The 16693-nt window shown below is 67.7% G+C and carries 5 protein-coding genes; all 5 read right to left on the bottom strand.

Annotated elements, in window-relative coordinates:
- Positions 1-20: 20 nt before the first annotated feature.
- The 5 genes from AC57B8_RS31250 to AC57B8_RS31230 are packed head-to-tail and all read right to left on the bottom strand — an operon-like array spanning position 21 to position 16233.
- Entirely contained in the window at positions 21-1805 is a 1785-nt protein-coding gene (locus tag AC57B8_RS31250; RefSeq protein ID WP_496481707.1) for a multicopper oxidase family protein, read from the bottom strand.
- Positions 1806-1839: 34 nt separating this feature from the next.
- Positions 1840-3177, bottom strand: a complete 1338-nt coding sequence (locus AC57B8_RS31245; protein ID WP_070059823.1) for an HlyD family type I secretion periplasmic adaptor subunit — start codon at positions 3175-3177, stop codon at positions 1840-1842.
- Positions 3178-3213: 36 nt separating this feature from the next.
- Positions 3214-4896, bottom strand: coding sequence for a type I secretion system permease/ATPase (locus AC57B8_RS31240; RefSeq protein ID WP_095950015.1), 1683 nt, complete (start codon positions 4894-4896; stop codon positions 3214-3216).
- Positions 4897-4927: 31 nt separating this feature from the next.
- Positions 4928-5197, bottom strand: coding sequence for a hypothetical protein (locus AC57B8_RS31235; protein ID WP_143599160.1), 270 nt, complete (start codon positions 5195-5197; stop codon positions 4928-4930).
- Positions 5198-5238: 41 nt separating this feature from the next.
- Complete coding sequence (locus tag AC57B8_RS31230; RefSeq protein WP_496481706.1) at positions 5239-16233, bottom strand: peroxidase family protein; 10995 nt, start codon at positions 16231-16233, stop codon at positions 5239-5241.
- Positions 16234-16693: the final 460 nt, after the last annotated feature.

Here is a 16693-nt window from a genome sequence, read left to right as displayed (position 1 = left end):
CTGAAAGTCATCGGCGTTCTTCACACGATGTCGAAGCGAACCATCATTGCGTGGTCCTCGTGGGTGAGGTTGTGGCAGTGCATCAGGTACTTGCCCGAGAAATCGCGAAAGCGCACGAGCACCCTCACGGTCATGAGTTCGCCGACGACGAAGACGTCCTTGCGTCCGCGCTCGTTCACGGGAATGGGCAGGCTCACGCCGTTGACGCTCTTGCTGAGAATCCGTCCCTCTTCGAAGTGCACGTGGATCGGGTGCTGCCAGCCGTTGTCGGGATTGATGAACTCCCAGATCTCGGCGGTGCCCCTGGTGATCCTGGCTCGGGCCGTGAGCGAATCGAAGAACAGCCCGTTGACGTTCCACATGCCGCTGTTGCGCGCGAACACCCAGGTGCGAACCGGCAGGGCCGCGAGTTCGCTGGCACTGGGCAGGTCGCGCAGCGGGCGCAGCACGCTCGGCACCACGCTCAGGTCGGGCGTCGGTGGCTGGCGATCGACGATGAACTTGAGCACGCGCGTGCCCGGCGACTGCACCACGCCGGGTTTGCGGGTGTCGACCTGCGTGAGCTGGTTGACGAGGTACAGCGTGGTGTTCAGCGGGAATCGCGAGAAGTCCACCACGATGTCCGCGCGCTCGGCCGGGGCGATCCGCACCCTCAGCTGGTTCACGATCGGTGCCGGCAGCAGGTTGCCGTCGCTGGCGATCTGGGTGTACGGGTACACGATGGTGCCGCCCGTGTTCTGCAGCACGAACTCGTAGAAGCGCGATGGGCCGACGTTCAGCAGCCGCAGCCGGTACTTGCGGCGTGCCACGCGCAGCACCGGCTCGATCTTGCCGTTGACCACGATCTTGTCGCCCAGCACGCCCTCGGGGTTGAGCTCGTCGAAGGTCAGCCGGCCGCCCGAGTCGAACCGCTTGTCCGAGAAGCTCAGGGGGTAGTCGTACGCGCCGCTGGGCAACCGCAGCCCCGTGGTCTCGTCGCCGGTGTCGAGCGTGTCGAAGACCATGTAGCGCCCGAACATGCCCTTGAGCACGTTCGGTGCCGTCACGCCTTCCGTGTGGTCGTGATAGAAGAGCGAGCCCAGGGCTTCGCGCGAATCGCCGAGGCCGCCGAACTCGTCGAAGCCGGCGTAGAGGTTGGGGTAGAAGTGGTCGTTGAAGGTCCCCGGCGCGGTCAGCGTCACGCCGCCCTGGACGGCGCTGTAGAAGTCGCTCGCGTAGCCGTCGCTCTCCGACGGCGTGTGCATGTTGTGCAGGTGCGTGCTGATCTCGGGCGAGCCGAATCCCGTGTGGTTCTGCGGCAGCTGGTTGCGGATGCGGCAGATGACCGACTGCCCGTAGCGCGCGTGGATCGTGGGGCCCGGCGTGGTCACCCCCGGCGTGTTGCCTTCGTAGCCCCAGATGGGCTGCGGGGGGTAGTAGGGGTTGTTGCCGTTGAACAGCCAGGCCGGGTTCTCCTTGGCCGTCAGCTGGTACAGCAGCGGCGTGCCGGCCCTGCCGGGCACGGTCAGTTCCGCGTAGCGCTGGTGCGGTGCACGCCCGCACTCGCCGCCTGCGATGTTCGCGTTGAGGGTCGGGGCCGGGGTCAGCGTGGCCAGCGGTGTGAGCGGCGTGACCTGGTTGGGCAGGTCCTCGACCCACGGTGTCGTCGGCGGGCTGGGCGGCAGGGGCGTGGGTTGTGCGCGGGTCTTGCCCGGTGTCAGGACCAGGGGGGCGGCCGTGGCTGCCAGCGAGGCCTTCAGGAACGTGCGTCTCTTGCTGTGGGCGACAGGCGTCACGGGGTCGTGGTGGTTGGAATCCTTGCGCATGATGTATTCCCCTCGTTGACAGAGAACAGCCCCGCTACATCTGCCGTCCCGATCGGCGGATGGTGGAGGTGATGGGCTCGATGACGTACTGCAGCGCGGTCTGCGAGACGCCCGCGATATAGACCTCGGCGGGCATGCCCGCCTGGAGCTTGAAGTCGCCGATGGCCCTGAGCGACTCGGCGTCGGCCAGGATCATCACGCTGTAGTAGGGCAGGTTGGTCTGGCGCTCGATCAACCGGTCGCCGGCGACATAGGTCACCTTGCCCGTGACCATCGAGGTGTTGCGGTACTTGAAGGCGGTGAACTTCACCCGCGCGCGCTGGTTGAGGTGCACGTTGCTGATGTCTTCCGGACGGATGCGCGCCTCGATCATCAGCTGGGCGTCGCTGGGCACGATGTCCGCGATCGCCTCTCCGGGCCCGACCACCGCGCCGGGCGAGGTGAACTTCAGGTCGATCACTTCGCCGCTGGCCGGGGCCACGACGACCTGCCGCTGCGCCGCGTCGTTCGACTTGCGCTGCTCCTGCTCGATCTCGCCCAGGCGCTGGGTGGTGGCCTTGAGCTGGTCGCTCGCGGCCTTCACGTAGTCGTTGCGGATCGACTGGATCTTCAGGTCGATCTCCACCAGGCGCTGGGCGGCGCGCGCCAGTTCCGTGCGCCGCTCTTCGAGCTTGGCCGCGTACTCCATCACCACCGATTCGAGCTGGGAAATCCGGCTCGACGAAATGAAGCCTTCCTGGATCAGGCCGCGGTTGGCTTCCAGGTCCTGGCGCTGCAGGACGAGCGAGTTCTGCGCCTGCGCGATCTGCGCGTGCACGGCAACGATTTCCTGCTGCACGCGATCGCGCTGCGTTCTCATGAGCGAGGCCGCGCTGTCCAGTGAATGGCGCTGGGCCTGGAACAGCGCCGTCTCCTTGAGCAGGGCCTGGCCGATGCGATCGTCCTGCCGGGCCGCGCGCAGCAGGTCTTCGGGGAAGGCGAGCGTCTTGGCGACGGACTGCTCGGCCTCCAGGCGCACCAGCATGGCACGCTCCAGATGGACGCGATAGCTCAGGCGGTTGCGGTCGGCGTCCACGCGCACGTCGCCCAGGACCAGGATCGGATCGCCGGCGTTCACATGCTGGCCGTCGCGCACCATGACTTCGCGCACGGTGCCGCCTTCCAGGTGCTGCACCGGACGGCGGTTGAGGTCCACCTTGACGAACGCGGGGGCCACCACCGCCATCGAGAGCGGGGCGAGGCCCATCCACAGGCCCAGGGGCAGGATCGCGCCGAGGATGACCCAGCATCCGCTTCGCGCGAGGCGTCGTGCGTGCTCCCGGCTGCTGCGTGGGGCTGCAACGGGAGGCATCGGGAGTGTGGCGGTGCTCATGGTGCGGGGTCCTTGTTCGCAACGGCGGCGCGGCGCTCAGGCGGCCTTCTGGTCCACGATCGCCTGGGCCTGGCGCTGCATGTCGCGCATCACCTCGCTCGCCGGGCCGAACTGCTGGATGCGGCCCGCGGCGAGCACCAGGATCTTGTCGACGTGGGCGATCAGCGACGGGCGGTGGGTGACGACGACCGAGGTCACGCCCGCCTGGCGCAGGCCGCTCATAGCCTGGGCGAGTGCGACTTCTCCCGCGCCGTCCAGGTTGGAATTCGGCTCGTCCAGGATCACCAGCTGCGGGTTGCCGTACAGCGCACGGGCGAGCGCGATGCGCTGGCGCTGGCCCGGAGACAACCGCGAGCCGTGTTCGCCCACCGGCGTGTCGTAGCCCTTCGGGAGGGTCAGGATCATGTCGTGCGCATTGGCGCGCACGGCGGCGGCAACCACCGCTTCGGAGTCCACCTTGTCCAGGCGCGCGATGTTGTCCGCCACGCTGCCGTCGAAGAGCTCGACGTCCTGGGGCACGTAGCCGATGTAGGGGCCCAGTTCTTCACGCGGCCAGTACGACACGTCTGCGCCGTCGAGGCGGACCTTGCCGCTGCTGGGGCGCCACACGCCCGTGAGCACGCGCGCGAGGGTCGACTTGCCGGCCGCGCTCGGGCCGACGATGGCCAGGGCCTCGCCCGGCGCCAGGGCGAAGACGATGTTCGAGAGCACCAGGGTCTCCGAGCCGGCCGCGCGGTACGAGATGTTCTCCGCGCTCAGGCGTCCTTCGGGGCGCGGCATGGCGACATGCGGCTCGGTGCGCTCGAAGTCCTTCGACAGTTCCTGCAGGCGCCCGTAGGCCGCCCGCGCCTCGATCAGCGTGCGCCAGCTGCCCACGAGCTGCTCCACCGGCTGCACCGCGCGGCCCAGCAGGATGCTGGTGGCGATCATCACGCCGGCGGAAGCCTGCTGGCTCAGCACCAGGTACGCGCCCAGGGCCAGCATGAGAATCTGGATGGCCTGGCGCGCGGCCTTGGTCCCGGCGGTGAACGCCACGGTGCTGCGGCTGGCGCTGGTCTGCATGGTCGCGATCTGGTCCTGCAGCGCCCGCCAGCGCACCAGCAGGCGCTGTGTCATTCCCAGGGCCTGCAGCACTTCGGCGTTGCGCAAGGAACTCTCGACGTATTGCGCGGCGCGTCGCCCTTCGTTCTGCAGGGTTTCGAGCGACCGGCGGCTGATGCGGTCGTTGAGCCAGGCCAGGCCGAGCATGAGGAGCGCGGAGAACGCAGCGCCCACGCCGAGCGCGGGGTGGAACATCCAGATCACGAACACGTACACGAACACCCAGGGCGCATCGAACACCGCGATCAGGCCATTGGCGGAAAACACGGCGCGAAGCGCGGCCACGTCGCGGATTCCTTCTGTCCTCACGCCGCTCGGGGCGCGTGCGGCGCGCTCCACGATGGCGTTCACCACCGGTGGGGAGAGTCGCTCGTCCACCATGATGCCCACCACGTTCTGCAGCCGGGTTCGCAGGTAGTCCAGCAGCAGCAGGATGAACAGCGCCACGCCGGTTCCGGCGAGCAGCACCAGCAGCGTTTCATGGCTGCTGGTCGAGATGACCCGGTCGAACACCTGCAGGGTGAAGAACGCGGGCACCAGGAACAGCAGGTTGATGAAGAAGGAGAACGCCGCGATGTACAGCAGCAGCGGTCGCAGTTCCATCCACAGGGTTTTCATGTGCGTCTCCTGTGGTTCTGTGGGGCGTTGCTCAGTTGACCTGCGGGTCCTGGGCCGCGGCCTGCGCCGCGGCTTCCAGCGACTTCACCCGCCGCACCAGCCGGTCGATGGTCACCATCTGCGCCGAGTAGGCGCGCGACAGTTGTTGGGTCGCGTCGCACAGGCCCTGGATGGCGACGCTCAGCTCGTCCTTCTTCGCGTTGACCATGCCGATGCGCGACATGATCAACGTCGCCACCTCGCGCGGGTCGGAGATGGAGCGAGGGGCCTGCTGCGGGCTTGCGTTGTTTTTCTCGTCCATGTCGTTCTCCGTGGTCAAGGTCGTTGAAACGTTGGCGGTGCTCATGCCGACAGCACGAAATCGGCCTGCGTGATGGTGTTCGTTCCCACCCCGTTCACGCCCATCAGCAGGATGCTTTCCAGGCCGTCGAACTCGACCAGCGTGTCGGCGCCCAGGTCGGTGATGGACACGTTGGCGGCAAAGTTGCCGGCGTTGATCCCCATCGCGGAGATGTTCAGCCGGTCCTGCCCGTTGAGCAGGTTCCCGCTGGCATCGAAGCCGAGGATCGTGTCGTTGCCGAACCCCGGCGCGAACACGAAGACGTCGTCTCCCGTTCCGCCGTCCATGGTGTCGTTGCCCGTGCCGCCGGTCAGCCGGTCCGCGCCCGCTCCGGTGCTGAGGGTGTCGTTGCCGCCACCGCCATCCACCACGTTCGCGGAATTCAGGAGGGCCACGGGCGCGAAGCTGATGTTGTCGTTGCCCTGGCTGCCGATCACGTTCTCCACCGAGCTCAGCGTGTCGGTGCCGGTCTCGGCGCTGGTGGCGGAGGTCGGCGTGACCGTCGCACCGGCCGAGGTGGCGGACAGGTCGTAGGTGTCGTTGCCGATGCCGCCGGCGTAGCTGTCGTTGCCGTCGCCCACCGTGGCGATGAAGGTGTCTGCGCCCGCATCGCCGTCCACCGTGTCGCTGTCCAGCCCGCCGGTGAGCCTGTCGTCGCCCGCCTGGCCGTTGATGGTGTCGTTGCCCGAGCCACCCAGCACGATGTCGTCGCCGGCGCCGGCACTGATGGTGTCGTTGCCGCCCTGGCCGTCGATGAAGTTCGCGCCGCCATTGACGACGATGATGTCGTTGCCCTGGCTGCCGATGATGTTCTCCATCGTGTTGAGCGTGTCGGTGCCGATCTGCGCGCTGGTCGCGAGGTTGACCGTCACCGTCGCGCCGGCCGTGGTGGCCGACAGGTCGTAGGTGTCCACGCCGGCCCCGCCGACATAGCTGTCGTTGCCGTCGCCGATCGTCGCGACGAAGCGGTCGTCGCCGCCACCGCCGTTCAGCGCGTTGGCACCGGTGTTGCCGGTCAGCGTGTCGTTGCCGGCGCCACCGGTCACGTTCTCGATGTTCGCCACCGATTCGAAGCCCGTGGCCGTGCCTGTGGCCAGGTTCACGGTGACGGCCGTGGTCGTGGCGCCGTAGCTCAGGGTGTCGACGCCGCCCTGGAGGTCGGCCGTGACCGCCTCGACGTCGGTGACGGTGCCGCCCGCCAGGGACGCGATCGCCGTTCCCGTCAGCACCACCGCGAGCGTCTGTCCCAGCGCCGTGCCGGCGATGTTCAGCCGGTCGTTGGCACCCGCGCCGCCGTTGATCGTGTCGGCGCCGTCGCCGACGATGTAGTGGAAGAGGTCGTCTCCCGCGCCGCCGCTGACCGTGTCGTTGCCGGCGCCGCCGGTGAGCGTGTCGTTGCCCTCGCCACCGGTCACGGTGTCGTTGCCGCCGCCGGCGTCGATGACGTCGTTGCCGCCCTGGCCGTCGATCACGTTCGCACCGCCGTTGACGACGATGCTGTCGGCGCCCTGGCTGCCGATGAAGTTCTCGATGGAAGACAGCGCATCGGTGCCCGTCTGCGCGCCCGTGGCGGTCGTCGGGGTGATCGTCACGCCTGCCGAGATCGCGGACAGGTCGAGCGTATCGGTGCCGCCGCCGCCGGTGTAGCTGTCGTTGCCGTCGTTCACCGTCGCGACGAAGCGGTCGTCGCCGCCGCCGCCGTTGAGCACGTTGGCCAGCGCATTGCCCACGAGCACGTCGGCGCCACCGCCTGTCGTCACGTTCTCGATGCCGGCGATCGAGGTGAAGCCCGAGGCCGTTCCGGCCGTGAGGTTCACCGAGATGGCGGCGGCGCTGGTGTAGGTCAGCGTGTCCACGCCGGCCAGCAGGTCGGCCGTGACCGACTCGACATTGCTCACCGTGCCGCCGGCCACCACCGTGAGCGCGGTGCCGTTGTAGCTCACCGCGAGCGCGTCGGCCGCCGCCGTTCCGATGACGTTCAGGGTGTCCAGCCCCGCGCCGCCGTCGACGGTGTCCGTGCCTTCGCCCATCGTGTAGTTGATGGTGTCGTTGCCGCCGCCGCCGGCGATGCTGTCGCTGCCCGCGCCGCCGTCGATGAGGTCGTCCTGGCCGAGGCCGTTGATGGCATCCGCGCCGCCGCCGCCGAAGATCACGTCCTGGCCTTCAGTGCCCGTGAGGACCTGGGCGGCGTTGTTGGCCGCGATGAAGTCGCCCGTGACCACGGTGGCCGCGGAGCGCACTGTCTCGAGCGCGCCCGCATCGTCCGTGAAGCTCACCGTCAGGCGCAGTTCGCGGTTGACCTGGTCGGCGCCCGGCGTGAAGGTCGCCAGCGTGGCGCCCGCGATGGGCGTGAACCCGGCGGCGCCGCCGCCGACGCCCGTGTTGACGGCCTGTTCCCACTGGTAGCTGAAGACGGCGCCCGTCAGCCCGTCCACGTCGATGATGCCGAGGGTCGATGCCGTCAGCAGCTGGCCTTCGGTCGGCGTGGTGTCGCTGATCGTCGGCTGCCCGGTGGCCGCGGTGTTGAGGGCCAGCGGCGCGGTCGTGGCGGAGTACACGTTCTCCAGCACGTCGTTGGCATCCTTGTAGACCGCCCGCACGCGCAGCGCCAGACCGAGCTCGAAGGTCCGCGGCGTGAAGCTCGTGCCCGTGGCCCGCGCCACTTCGCCGCCGGCGTTCTCGATCAGGATGTCCTCGAAGATGCCGGGGCGGACCTCGGCCTGCCAGAAGTAGGCGATGGGGCCGGTGATCGCACCGTCGGGGTTGGTCGCGCTGACGTTGTCCGGGTCGGTCACGCCCAGGGCCGACACGGTGAGGGTCGCGCCCAGGGTGGGCGTGGTGTCGCTGAGGGTCAGCTGGCCTTCGGGATCGAGGTTGAAGCCTTCTTCCGCAATGAACGCTGCGCCATCGGAGAACTGCAGGCGCTCGATGTTGCGCACCACGTCGATGCCGTCGGCGCCGGCCACGCCGTCCACGACATGGCTGATGCGCCAGACATCGTTTTCGAGGAAGGTGATCTCGTAGTTGCCGAAGACGTCCGAGAAGACGGCCGTGTCGAAGTCCGGCGCATCCGACATCAGGATCTCGCGGGCAATGGTGAGTTGACCCGGGTTGTAGGTGCCGTCGAAGACGCGCCCCTGCAGTTCGAGGTCGGTCATGGTGTCATAGCTCGCGATCTCGGCGCCCGTTCCGTCGCCGTTCTCCCGCACGCTGATGCGCACGTTCAGCCAGGCATCGCCGTCGATGATGTCGTTGCCGCCGCGGCCCTCCAGCAGGTCGCTGCCGCCGCCGCCCAGGATGATGTTGCCGGCGAACGAAGTCACCGGTCCGTCCATCTCCATGCCGACACCGAGCACCTGGTCCAGGAGGCCCTGCAGGCCGTCGATGAGTTCGATGTGGGTCAGCACGCTGCCCGTGGTGCCCGACAGCGCCATCGCGGCCGCATCGTTGTCGTCGCCGCGCAGGACGTCGGCGTGCGCCGAGCCCGACATGCCCTCGACCGAAGTGAACCGCGCCAGCACGGTCGCGTTCGAGATCGGCACGGGCGTTTCGTCGAAGGCACGAAGGAACAGGTCGGCCGTGACGCCGAAGGCATCGTCCTTGAACCCGGCCCAGTCGAAGCCGGAACCGCCTTCGTAGCGGTCCACCTGCCCGCCGTTGCCGAACATGATGTCGTCGCCGCCTTCGCCGTCCATCCGGTCGGAGATCGAGTTGCCGATGAAGACGTCGTGGCCCACCACCTGGTCGCGGGCGAAGGCGTCGAAGTTCTCGCCGGCGCTGCCGTCGGCCATGCCTTTCTCGATCCAGTCGTCGCCTTCGTTGCCGAACACGAACTCGTTGCCGCGGGCGCCGAGGATGAAGTCGTTGCCCGTGCCGCCGAACGCCTCGGACGGGTCTTCACCGGTGACGATGAAGTCGTTGCCGTGGCCGCCCAGGATCAGGTTGATGCCGTTGCCGCCGTGGATGGCGTCGTTGCCGTCGCCGCCCTGCATGTTGTCGTCGCCACCCAGGTCCGTCATGATGTCGTCGCCGGCCCCGCCGAAGACGAAGTCGTTGCCGTCCCCGCCTTCGAGCCGGTCATTGCCGGCGTCGCCCCACAGCGTGTCGTCGCCGATGCTGGAAATGATGGTGTCGTTGCCTGCGGTACCGCCCAGAACGACGTGGTCCTCACCGCTGTACTGCAGGTAGTTCGGATCGGCCGCTTCGGTGCCGGGGTTGTTGCGCAGCACCAGTGGCGTCAGGCTGCCTTCGGCCGTCGGATCGTCGCGCCCGTCGAGCCCCAGGCCCGTGAACTGCCGGGACGGGTCCACCTCCAGTGTGAACCCCGGCGTCGTGAAGATGTCGCCAGGCAGGTGCTCGACATCGGTGTTGGCCATCACCAGCCGGGCGAAGGAGTTGTTCTCCAGCTCGGTGAGGAAGTTCAGGCCCTGCGTGCGCTCCAGGTAGTAGAAGCGGTCGCCGTCCTGCAGCTTCTCCATCTGCTCTTCGAAGACGAAATTGAAGGTCGAGCCCAGCAGGCCGCCGAACGGCATCTGCTTTTCGGCCAGGCCGCCGATCCACAGGTCGATGTCGTCGACGCCGGTGGTCGTGATGCCGGCCTCGTCCGCGTAGGCATTGCGTCCGTACAGGAAGTCGAGCCGGTCCTCCGGCGCACCGATGCCGCCGTAGACCAGTGCCACCGCCGCCGCGCGCTTCTCGATCAGGGTGTCGGCGGCGGCCAGGCTGGCATGCACGCCGTAGGCCGCAATGAAGTTGACCACCGAGGCCTCATGCTTGATGTGCTGCATGAAGTCGACCCAGTTCGCGTAGGGCTTGAGCTGGCTGTCGCCGGTCACGCTGTAGAAGTCGCGCCGCGCGGCGTTGAGTGTCGGCACGCCGGTGTCGCGCCCGCGCACGATGTTGATCGTCGCCAGGTCGAGCGGCAGGCCGAGCAGGTTGTTGCGCAGGGCCTCGGTCACGAACTCGTCGATCTCGTTGCCCTGTTGCCGCGTGAGGCCGCGCGCGAGCGCGCCGGCCGCTTCATCCGCCGTGATGCCGCTGGCGGCGAACGCGAGCGGATTGAGGAAGGCCTCGATCAGCCCGAGCTGCTGGGTGGGGTCGACCGTGCCGCCGATCACGTTGAAGTCGACGTCGAAGCGGTCCACCGTCTCCGTCAGCATCGAGTGGCCGAAGCGGTACACGGTGTGGGCGAACTCGGCGACGATCGATGGATCGATCTCGGTGTCGTAGACCTGGGTGGCGGCAAAGAAGATGTCGATCTGCGGCTGCACCTTGCGCGCGAACTCCTCGAACACCAGGTGCTGGTATTGCATCTCGGTGCCGAAGCGGGCCGCCTGGAACAGGCGCTCGCCGTCCCACGAGCCATCGGGCAGGTGCCATTCGGCAATGAAGGCCGCGTCGCCCGACGCCATGATCACGGCCTTGGTGTGCTCGACCAGCCGGTTGTGCTCGGCGTGGAACACATGGTGAATGCTGGTCAGCGCGATGTTTTCGTTCACCCGGCCGTCGCCGGCGATGTAATGCGCGTCGAGCAGTTCGTCGTCGTAGAAGCCCGCGGCCGGCGTGCCGCCGATCTGGTCGTCGGCATCGGCCGTCAGCGCGACGCCCTGGCTGTTCACCGGGTTGGCGGTGTGGGCGATGTCGGCCAGGAACACGTGGCCCGTGCGCACGGCCAGGCTTGCATCGATCGGCGCGCCCGGCGAGCCCGAGGCCAGCGTGCCGCCGGCCTGCAGCACGATCTGCGCGAAGCCGGTCACCGGGTCGGGAATGAAGTTGCCGTACTCGTCGGCCGCCAGCAGCGGCAGGTTGAGCGCGTCGGCATTGTCCAGCGCGATGCCCAGCAGGTCGCGCGCCTGCGCCTTGACCACCGCCCAGGTGGCCATGCCGCCGAGTTCGATGTCGTCGCCGGTGCCGAAGATGCCGTCGGCACCGAGGTCGCGGTTGGTGATCAGCCGCCCGGTGGCGACCGGCTTGCCGTCGGCGTTGAGCTCGTAGGCGCGCAGGAAGACCTGGTGCGAGGGGTGCGACGTGTAGGTCTGGTTCTGGTCGATGAACGGCGTCGTGAGGTTCGTGGCCTCGTGCGTGGTGTCGTCCGCGGTGCCCATGACGCCGTCGGCGCCGGGTCCGGCAACCTGGGTGGCGCGCGTCAGCACCAGGAAGTTGCTGTTGCTGCCCGACACATAGAGCGGATCGTCGGGCTGCAGCGGGACGAAGATGGTGCCGTTGCCGCCCTTGGCCACGAGGTCCAGGCCGTGGTCGAAGAACTGGCCGAAGAAGGTCATGAAGGCGTTGAACGGCGCCGACAGGCCTTCGTCCGGCGCGGTGTTCGGAATGACCAGCAGGGTGCCGACGGGAATCGCCACACCGTCCAGGTCGTACAGGACACCGTCCACCAGCGTGCCCAGGCCCGCGTCGACGAATGCGCTCACCGCCGCCGGGTTGTTGCTCGTCATGTCGACGATCAGGTTGCTGATGATGCGCGGGTCGGCGTCCACCACATTGCCGCTGGGGCCGTAGTCGGTGTTGGTGAGCGTGCCTCCCGGACCGAGGTTGATGCTGTCACCGTCCTGGTCGTTGCGGAACACCGGATCGACCAGGCGCGGGAACACCTGGTCCGCCGCGCCGAAGCCGGACTGGCCCTGCACCAGGTTGTTGTAGGAGCCGTCCACCGTGCGCAGGCCCAGCGGTGCGCGCGCGTTGTCCAGGATGTCGGTCAGCGCCTCGCCGCTCGCATGCCGCTCCGAGATCTTGATCTGCTCCAGGATGAACTGCAGGTCGGACTGCAGGAAGCGCACGCCCGCGCTGTCGACCAGCGCGGAGGAAGGCGCCGGCGCCGGCGGCACGACGGCCGCCACGCCGGTGACCGCCGCGGTGGGCGCGGAGTACACGGTTTCCAGCACGCCGTCGGCATCGCGGTACACGGCCCGCACCCGGATGGCCAGGCCGTCGAAGGGCGCGGTGACCCGGAAGGTCGTGCCGTTCACCGTGGCGGGCTGGCCGCCGCCCAGGTCGATGATGTCACGGAACACGCCCGGCGCGCGCGTCGGGTCGGCCTCGTACTGCCACGTGTAGCTGATCGGCCCGGTGACGGTGCCGCCAGGGTTGTCCGCATCGGTGAGGGCGGCCGACACACTCAAGAGCTGGTTGATCTGCGGCGTGTCGTCGCTGATCGTGACCGAGCCGCCCGGTGCGTTGTTGCTGCCGGACAGCAGCTGGACGGCGTCGGAGAACTGCAGCCGCTCGATGTTGCGCAGGATGTCGGTGCCGTCGGTGCCGACGTTGTCGGTGACGGTGGTGCGGCCGTCGGCGCCGGTGGTGACGGTGTAGTTGGCGCGCAGCCCGGAGAACATCGCAGTGTCGTAGTCGGCGCTGTCGGACATCAGGATCTCGCGCACGATGCTGAGCTGGCCCGGGTTGATCTCGCCCGAGAGCATGCGCGGCACCAGTTCCTTCAGGCTGTCGACGCTGGTGAGGCCGGGCACGCCCGAGACGGCGATGCGCACGTTGAGCCAGGCGTCGCCGTCGATGATGTCGTTGCCGCCGCGGCCCTCGATGAGGTCGCTGCCGTCGCCGCCCAGGATGATGTTGCCCTCGCCGAACGAGGTCATGCCCGCGGGCAGGAGGCCTTGCAGGCCGTCGATCAGCGCGATGTTGGTGAGCACGCTGCCGGTCCAGCCGGCCTGCAGGATCTCGACGGCGTCGGCGTCGTCGCCGCGCAGGAAGTCGGCGAAAGCCGATCCCGACAGGCCTTCGGTGAAGGCGAAGCGGTCCATCATCGCGGCGTTCGAGTTGACCACCGGGGGCACCACGAAGTCGTTGACGATCATGTCGGCGGTCACGCCGTACTTGTCGAACTTGTAGCTGGCCCAGTCGAAGCCGGAGCCGCCGTCGAAGTGGTCTTCGCCGTCGGAGCCGGTGAAGATGTCGTCGCCGCCTTCGCCGATCAGCTCGTCGAAACCGCCGCCGGAGATCAGGACGTCGTTGCCGATGACGCTGTCTTGCACGAGCGGGTCGAAGCTGTCGCCCGTGGTGCCGTCCTGGGTTCCCAGCTCGATCCAGTCGTGGCCCTCGTTGCCGAATGTCGGCAGGTTGCCCTTGCTGCCCAGGACGAAGTCGTTGCCCTGGCCGGCAAAGACTTCGGAAACGTCCTCGCCGGTGATGATGAAGTCGCTGCCGTCCCCGCCGATGATGAGGTTCGCGCCGTTGCCGCCGTGGATGACGTCGTTGCCCTCGTTGCCCTTGAGCACGTCGTCGCCGCCGCGGTCCGTGATGATGTCGTCGCCCGCGCCGCCCTCGACCTGGTCGTTGCCGTCGCCGGACTCGATGCGGTCGTTGCCGCCGTCGCCGTAGATGGTGTCGTCGCCGATGCTGGCGATCAGGGTGTCGTTGCCGGCGGTGCCGCCGAGCACGACGTGTTCGTCGCCCGTGTAGCGCAGGTAGGTGGTCTCCACGGCCGCGGTCGTGGGATCGTCACGGATCACCAGCGGGGTGAGTTCGGTGCCGCCTTCGGTCGGGTCGCCGTGGCCGTCCACGCCGATGCCGGTGAACTGGCGCAGCGGGTCGACTTCGAGGATCAGGCCCGGGGTCGAGAAGATGTCGGCCGGAAGGTGCGTGGCGTCGGTGTTGAGCATCACCAGCTTGGCGAAGGTGTTGTTCTCCAGCTCGGTGAGGAAGTTGAGGCCGGCCAGACGGGAGAGGTAATAGAAGCGGTCGCCGTTCTGCAGCGCCTCCATCTGCGACTCGAAGACGAAGTTGAAGGTCGAACCCAGCAGGCCGCCGAAGGGCATCTGCTCTTCGGCCAGGCCGCCGATCCACAGGTCGATGTCGTCCACGCCCGTGGTGGTGACACCGCCGACCATCGCGTAGATGCCCGTGCTGTTCAGGAAGGCGAGCCTGTCGGCTTCGTCTGCAACGAAGCTGCGCTCCGCGGCCGTGCCGGCGTTGAGAACCACGGTGCCGCCGAAGACGAGTGCGGCCGCCACGGCCCGCTTCTCGGCCATCGTGTCGACGTCCGCGGCGGTCAGCGCGCCATGCGTGCCGTACGCCGCAATGAAGTTGATGACGGAGGCCTCGTGCTTGAGGTGCTGCGTGAGGTCGACCCAGCTCGTATAGGGCTTGAGCTGCGGGTCCGCGGTCGAGGTGTAGAACTCCCGGCGCGCTTCGTTGAGCGTGGGAATGCCGGTGTCCCGGCCGCGTGCGATGTTGATGGCGGCGAGGTCCAGCGGCAGGCCCAGGAGCTGGTTGCGCACCGCGTCGGTGACGAACTCGTCGATCTCGTTGCCCACCTGCCGGGTCATGCCGCGCACGATGGCGCCGGCCGCCTGCTCCGGCGTCAGGGCGCCGTCGTTGTTGAACCCGATCGGGTTGAGGAAGGCATCGACCAGCGCGAGATCGCTCGACAGGAAATTGGGGTCCAGCCGGTCCACGGTCTCGGTCAGCATCGTGTGGCCGACGCGGAAGACCGCGTGTGCGAACTCGGCGACGATCGCCGGATTGATCGTCGTCTGGTAGTTGGTTTCGGCCAGGAACTCGTCGACGGCCGGCTGCATCTTGCGCGCGAACTCTTCGAACACCAGGTGCTGGTACTGCATCTCCGTCGCGAAGCGCGCGGCCTGGAAGATGCGCTCGCCGTTCCATGAGCCGTCGGGCAGCTGCCATGAGGCGATGAACGCAGCGTCGCCGGTGGCCAGGACGGTGGCCTTGATCTCTTCGGCCTGCCGGTTGTGCTCGGAGTGGAAGACGTGGTGGACGGAGGTCAGGGCGATGTTCTCGTTGCCGCGGCCGTCGCCGGTGATGAAGTGGCGGTCCAGCAGCTCGTTGTCATAGGTGCCGGGTTCCGAGAGGCCGATGGCCGAGTCGCTGTCGGGCGCCAGCACGCCGCCCACGAACACGGGCGCCGCGGCATGCGCGATGTCGTTCAGGAAAGCATGGCCGGTGCGAACGCCCACGCTGGCATCGATGGGCGCGCCGGGCGTGCCCGAGGCGAGCCCGTTGCCGTCCGGGTCCAGCGGCCCGCCGACGTCGGCGGCTCGCAGCACGATCTGCGCGAAGCCGGTCACGGGATCGGGAATGAACTTGCCGAACTGGTCCGTCGCCAAGAGGGGCAGGTCCAGCACGTCGGCGTCGTCGAGCTGGATGCCGAGCATCAGCGCCTGCGCCTTGACCTGGGCCCAGTTGGCAAGGCCGCCGTCGGCGCCATCGAGCAGGCTGCCCGTGGCCACCGGACGGCCGTTGGCGTCGAGCACGTACTCGCGCAGGAACACCTGGTGCGAGGGATGCGAGGTGTAGGTCTGGTTCTGGTCGACGAAGGGCGTGGTCTGGTTGGTCTGGTCGCCGTTCGCATCGCGTGTGGCGCGCGAAAGGATCATGAAATTCGGGGCGCCGGGGGCCGTATCGAACAAGGGGTCGTCCGGCTGCAGCGGCATGAAGATCATCTCGGTGCTGCTCTTGTTGACCAGGTCGAGGCCGTGGTCGAAGAACTGGCCGAAGAAGGTGAACCATGAATTGAAGGGCGCCGAGAGGCCTTCGTCGGGGCTGGTGTTCGGAATCTCCAGCAGCGTGCCGGGGGGAATGACGACGCCCTGGAGGTCGTACAGGACGCCGGCTGCGTCGAGCGTTCCGAGGCCCGCGGCCACGAAGGCGCTCACTGCCGCGGGGTTGTTGCTGGTCATGTCGGCGACCAGGTTGCTGATCAGCCGCGGGTCGGCATCGACCACGTTCCCGGCGCTGCCGTAGTCCGTGTTGGTGATCCCTGCGAAGGCGTCGTCCTGCTCGTTGCTGTAGGTCTGCGGCACCAGCTGCGGGAACGGGTTGTCTGCGGAGCCGTAGTCGCTCTGGCCCGGCATCAGGTTGTTGTAGGACCCGTCGACCGTCCGGAGGCCGAAGGGCGCAAAGGCGTTCGGGACCAGGCTGGCGGGGTCTGCTCCCGCTGCTTGTGCTTCCGCAATGAGAATTTGTTGAAGAATGAATTCGAGATCGGACCTGATCAGCGTGGCCATTTCTATTCTCCTCAAGACGAACGACTTTCAATGCAGCCCCGGTCCCGCCTACATGGCGAAAAGGCTCATGTAGCGTGGCTCAGGAGTGACCGCGCGCCTGGAATTGCCAGCCGCGGGTTTTTCGAGGAAGTGATGCAGCGCGTGACCCGGTGGCGGTCACGCCTGGGGAGCGGCTAGGGTCGTCGTCGGCCGCTCAGGCACCGCAGCGGGGCGGTGCAGCAAATATCCATTGCGCGATGCCGGTCAGGCGTGATGCCGGCATGGAGATGAAGCCCGCATTTCATGCGGACCTTGATTCGACACTTGTTCATGCGATACCCCCACCATGGATCCCTGTCAAAAAGAATCTAGGTCGGCGCGCCGAAAGTCGTTGCCGCTTGTAAGCGGACGGCAACCGGTGGTCGATTGGTTGTCTTCGAAAACGAAGGTGCTAATTATGAGAGGCCATCTTCAGGAATGC

It is taken from the genome of Variovorax sp. BGA-UO-ETr-C22 (genome assembly GCF_059567965.1).
This window is presented reverse-complemented; position numbering and strand designations above follow the sequence as displayed.

Coding starts and splice junctions, on each gene's coding strand:
- AC57B8_RS31250 (WP_496481707.1), bottom strand. CDS start 1,805: ATGCGCAAGGATTCCAACCACCACGACCCCGTGACGCCTGTCGCCCAC.
- AC57B8_RS31245 (WP_070059823.1), bottom strand. CDS start 3,177: ATGAGCACCGCCACACTCCCGATGCCTCCCGTTGCAGCCCCACGCAGC.
- AC57B8_RS31240 (WP_095950015.1), bottom strand. CDS start 4,896: ATGAAAACCCTGTGGATGGAACTGCGACCGCTGCTGCTGTACATCGCG.
- AC57B8_RS31235 (WP_143599160.1), bottom strand. CDS start 5,197: ATGGACGAGAAAAACAACGCAAGCCCGCAGCAGGCCCCTCGCTCCATC.
- AC57B8_RS31230 (WP_496481706.1), bottom strand. CDS start 16,233: ATGGCCACGCTGATCAGGTCCGATCTCGAATTCATTCTTCAACAAATT.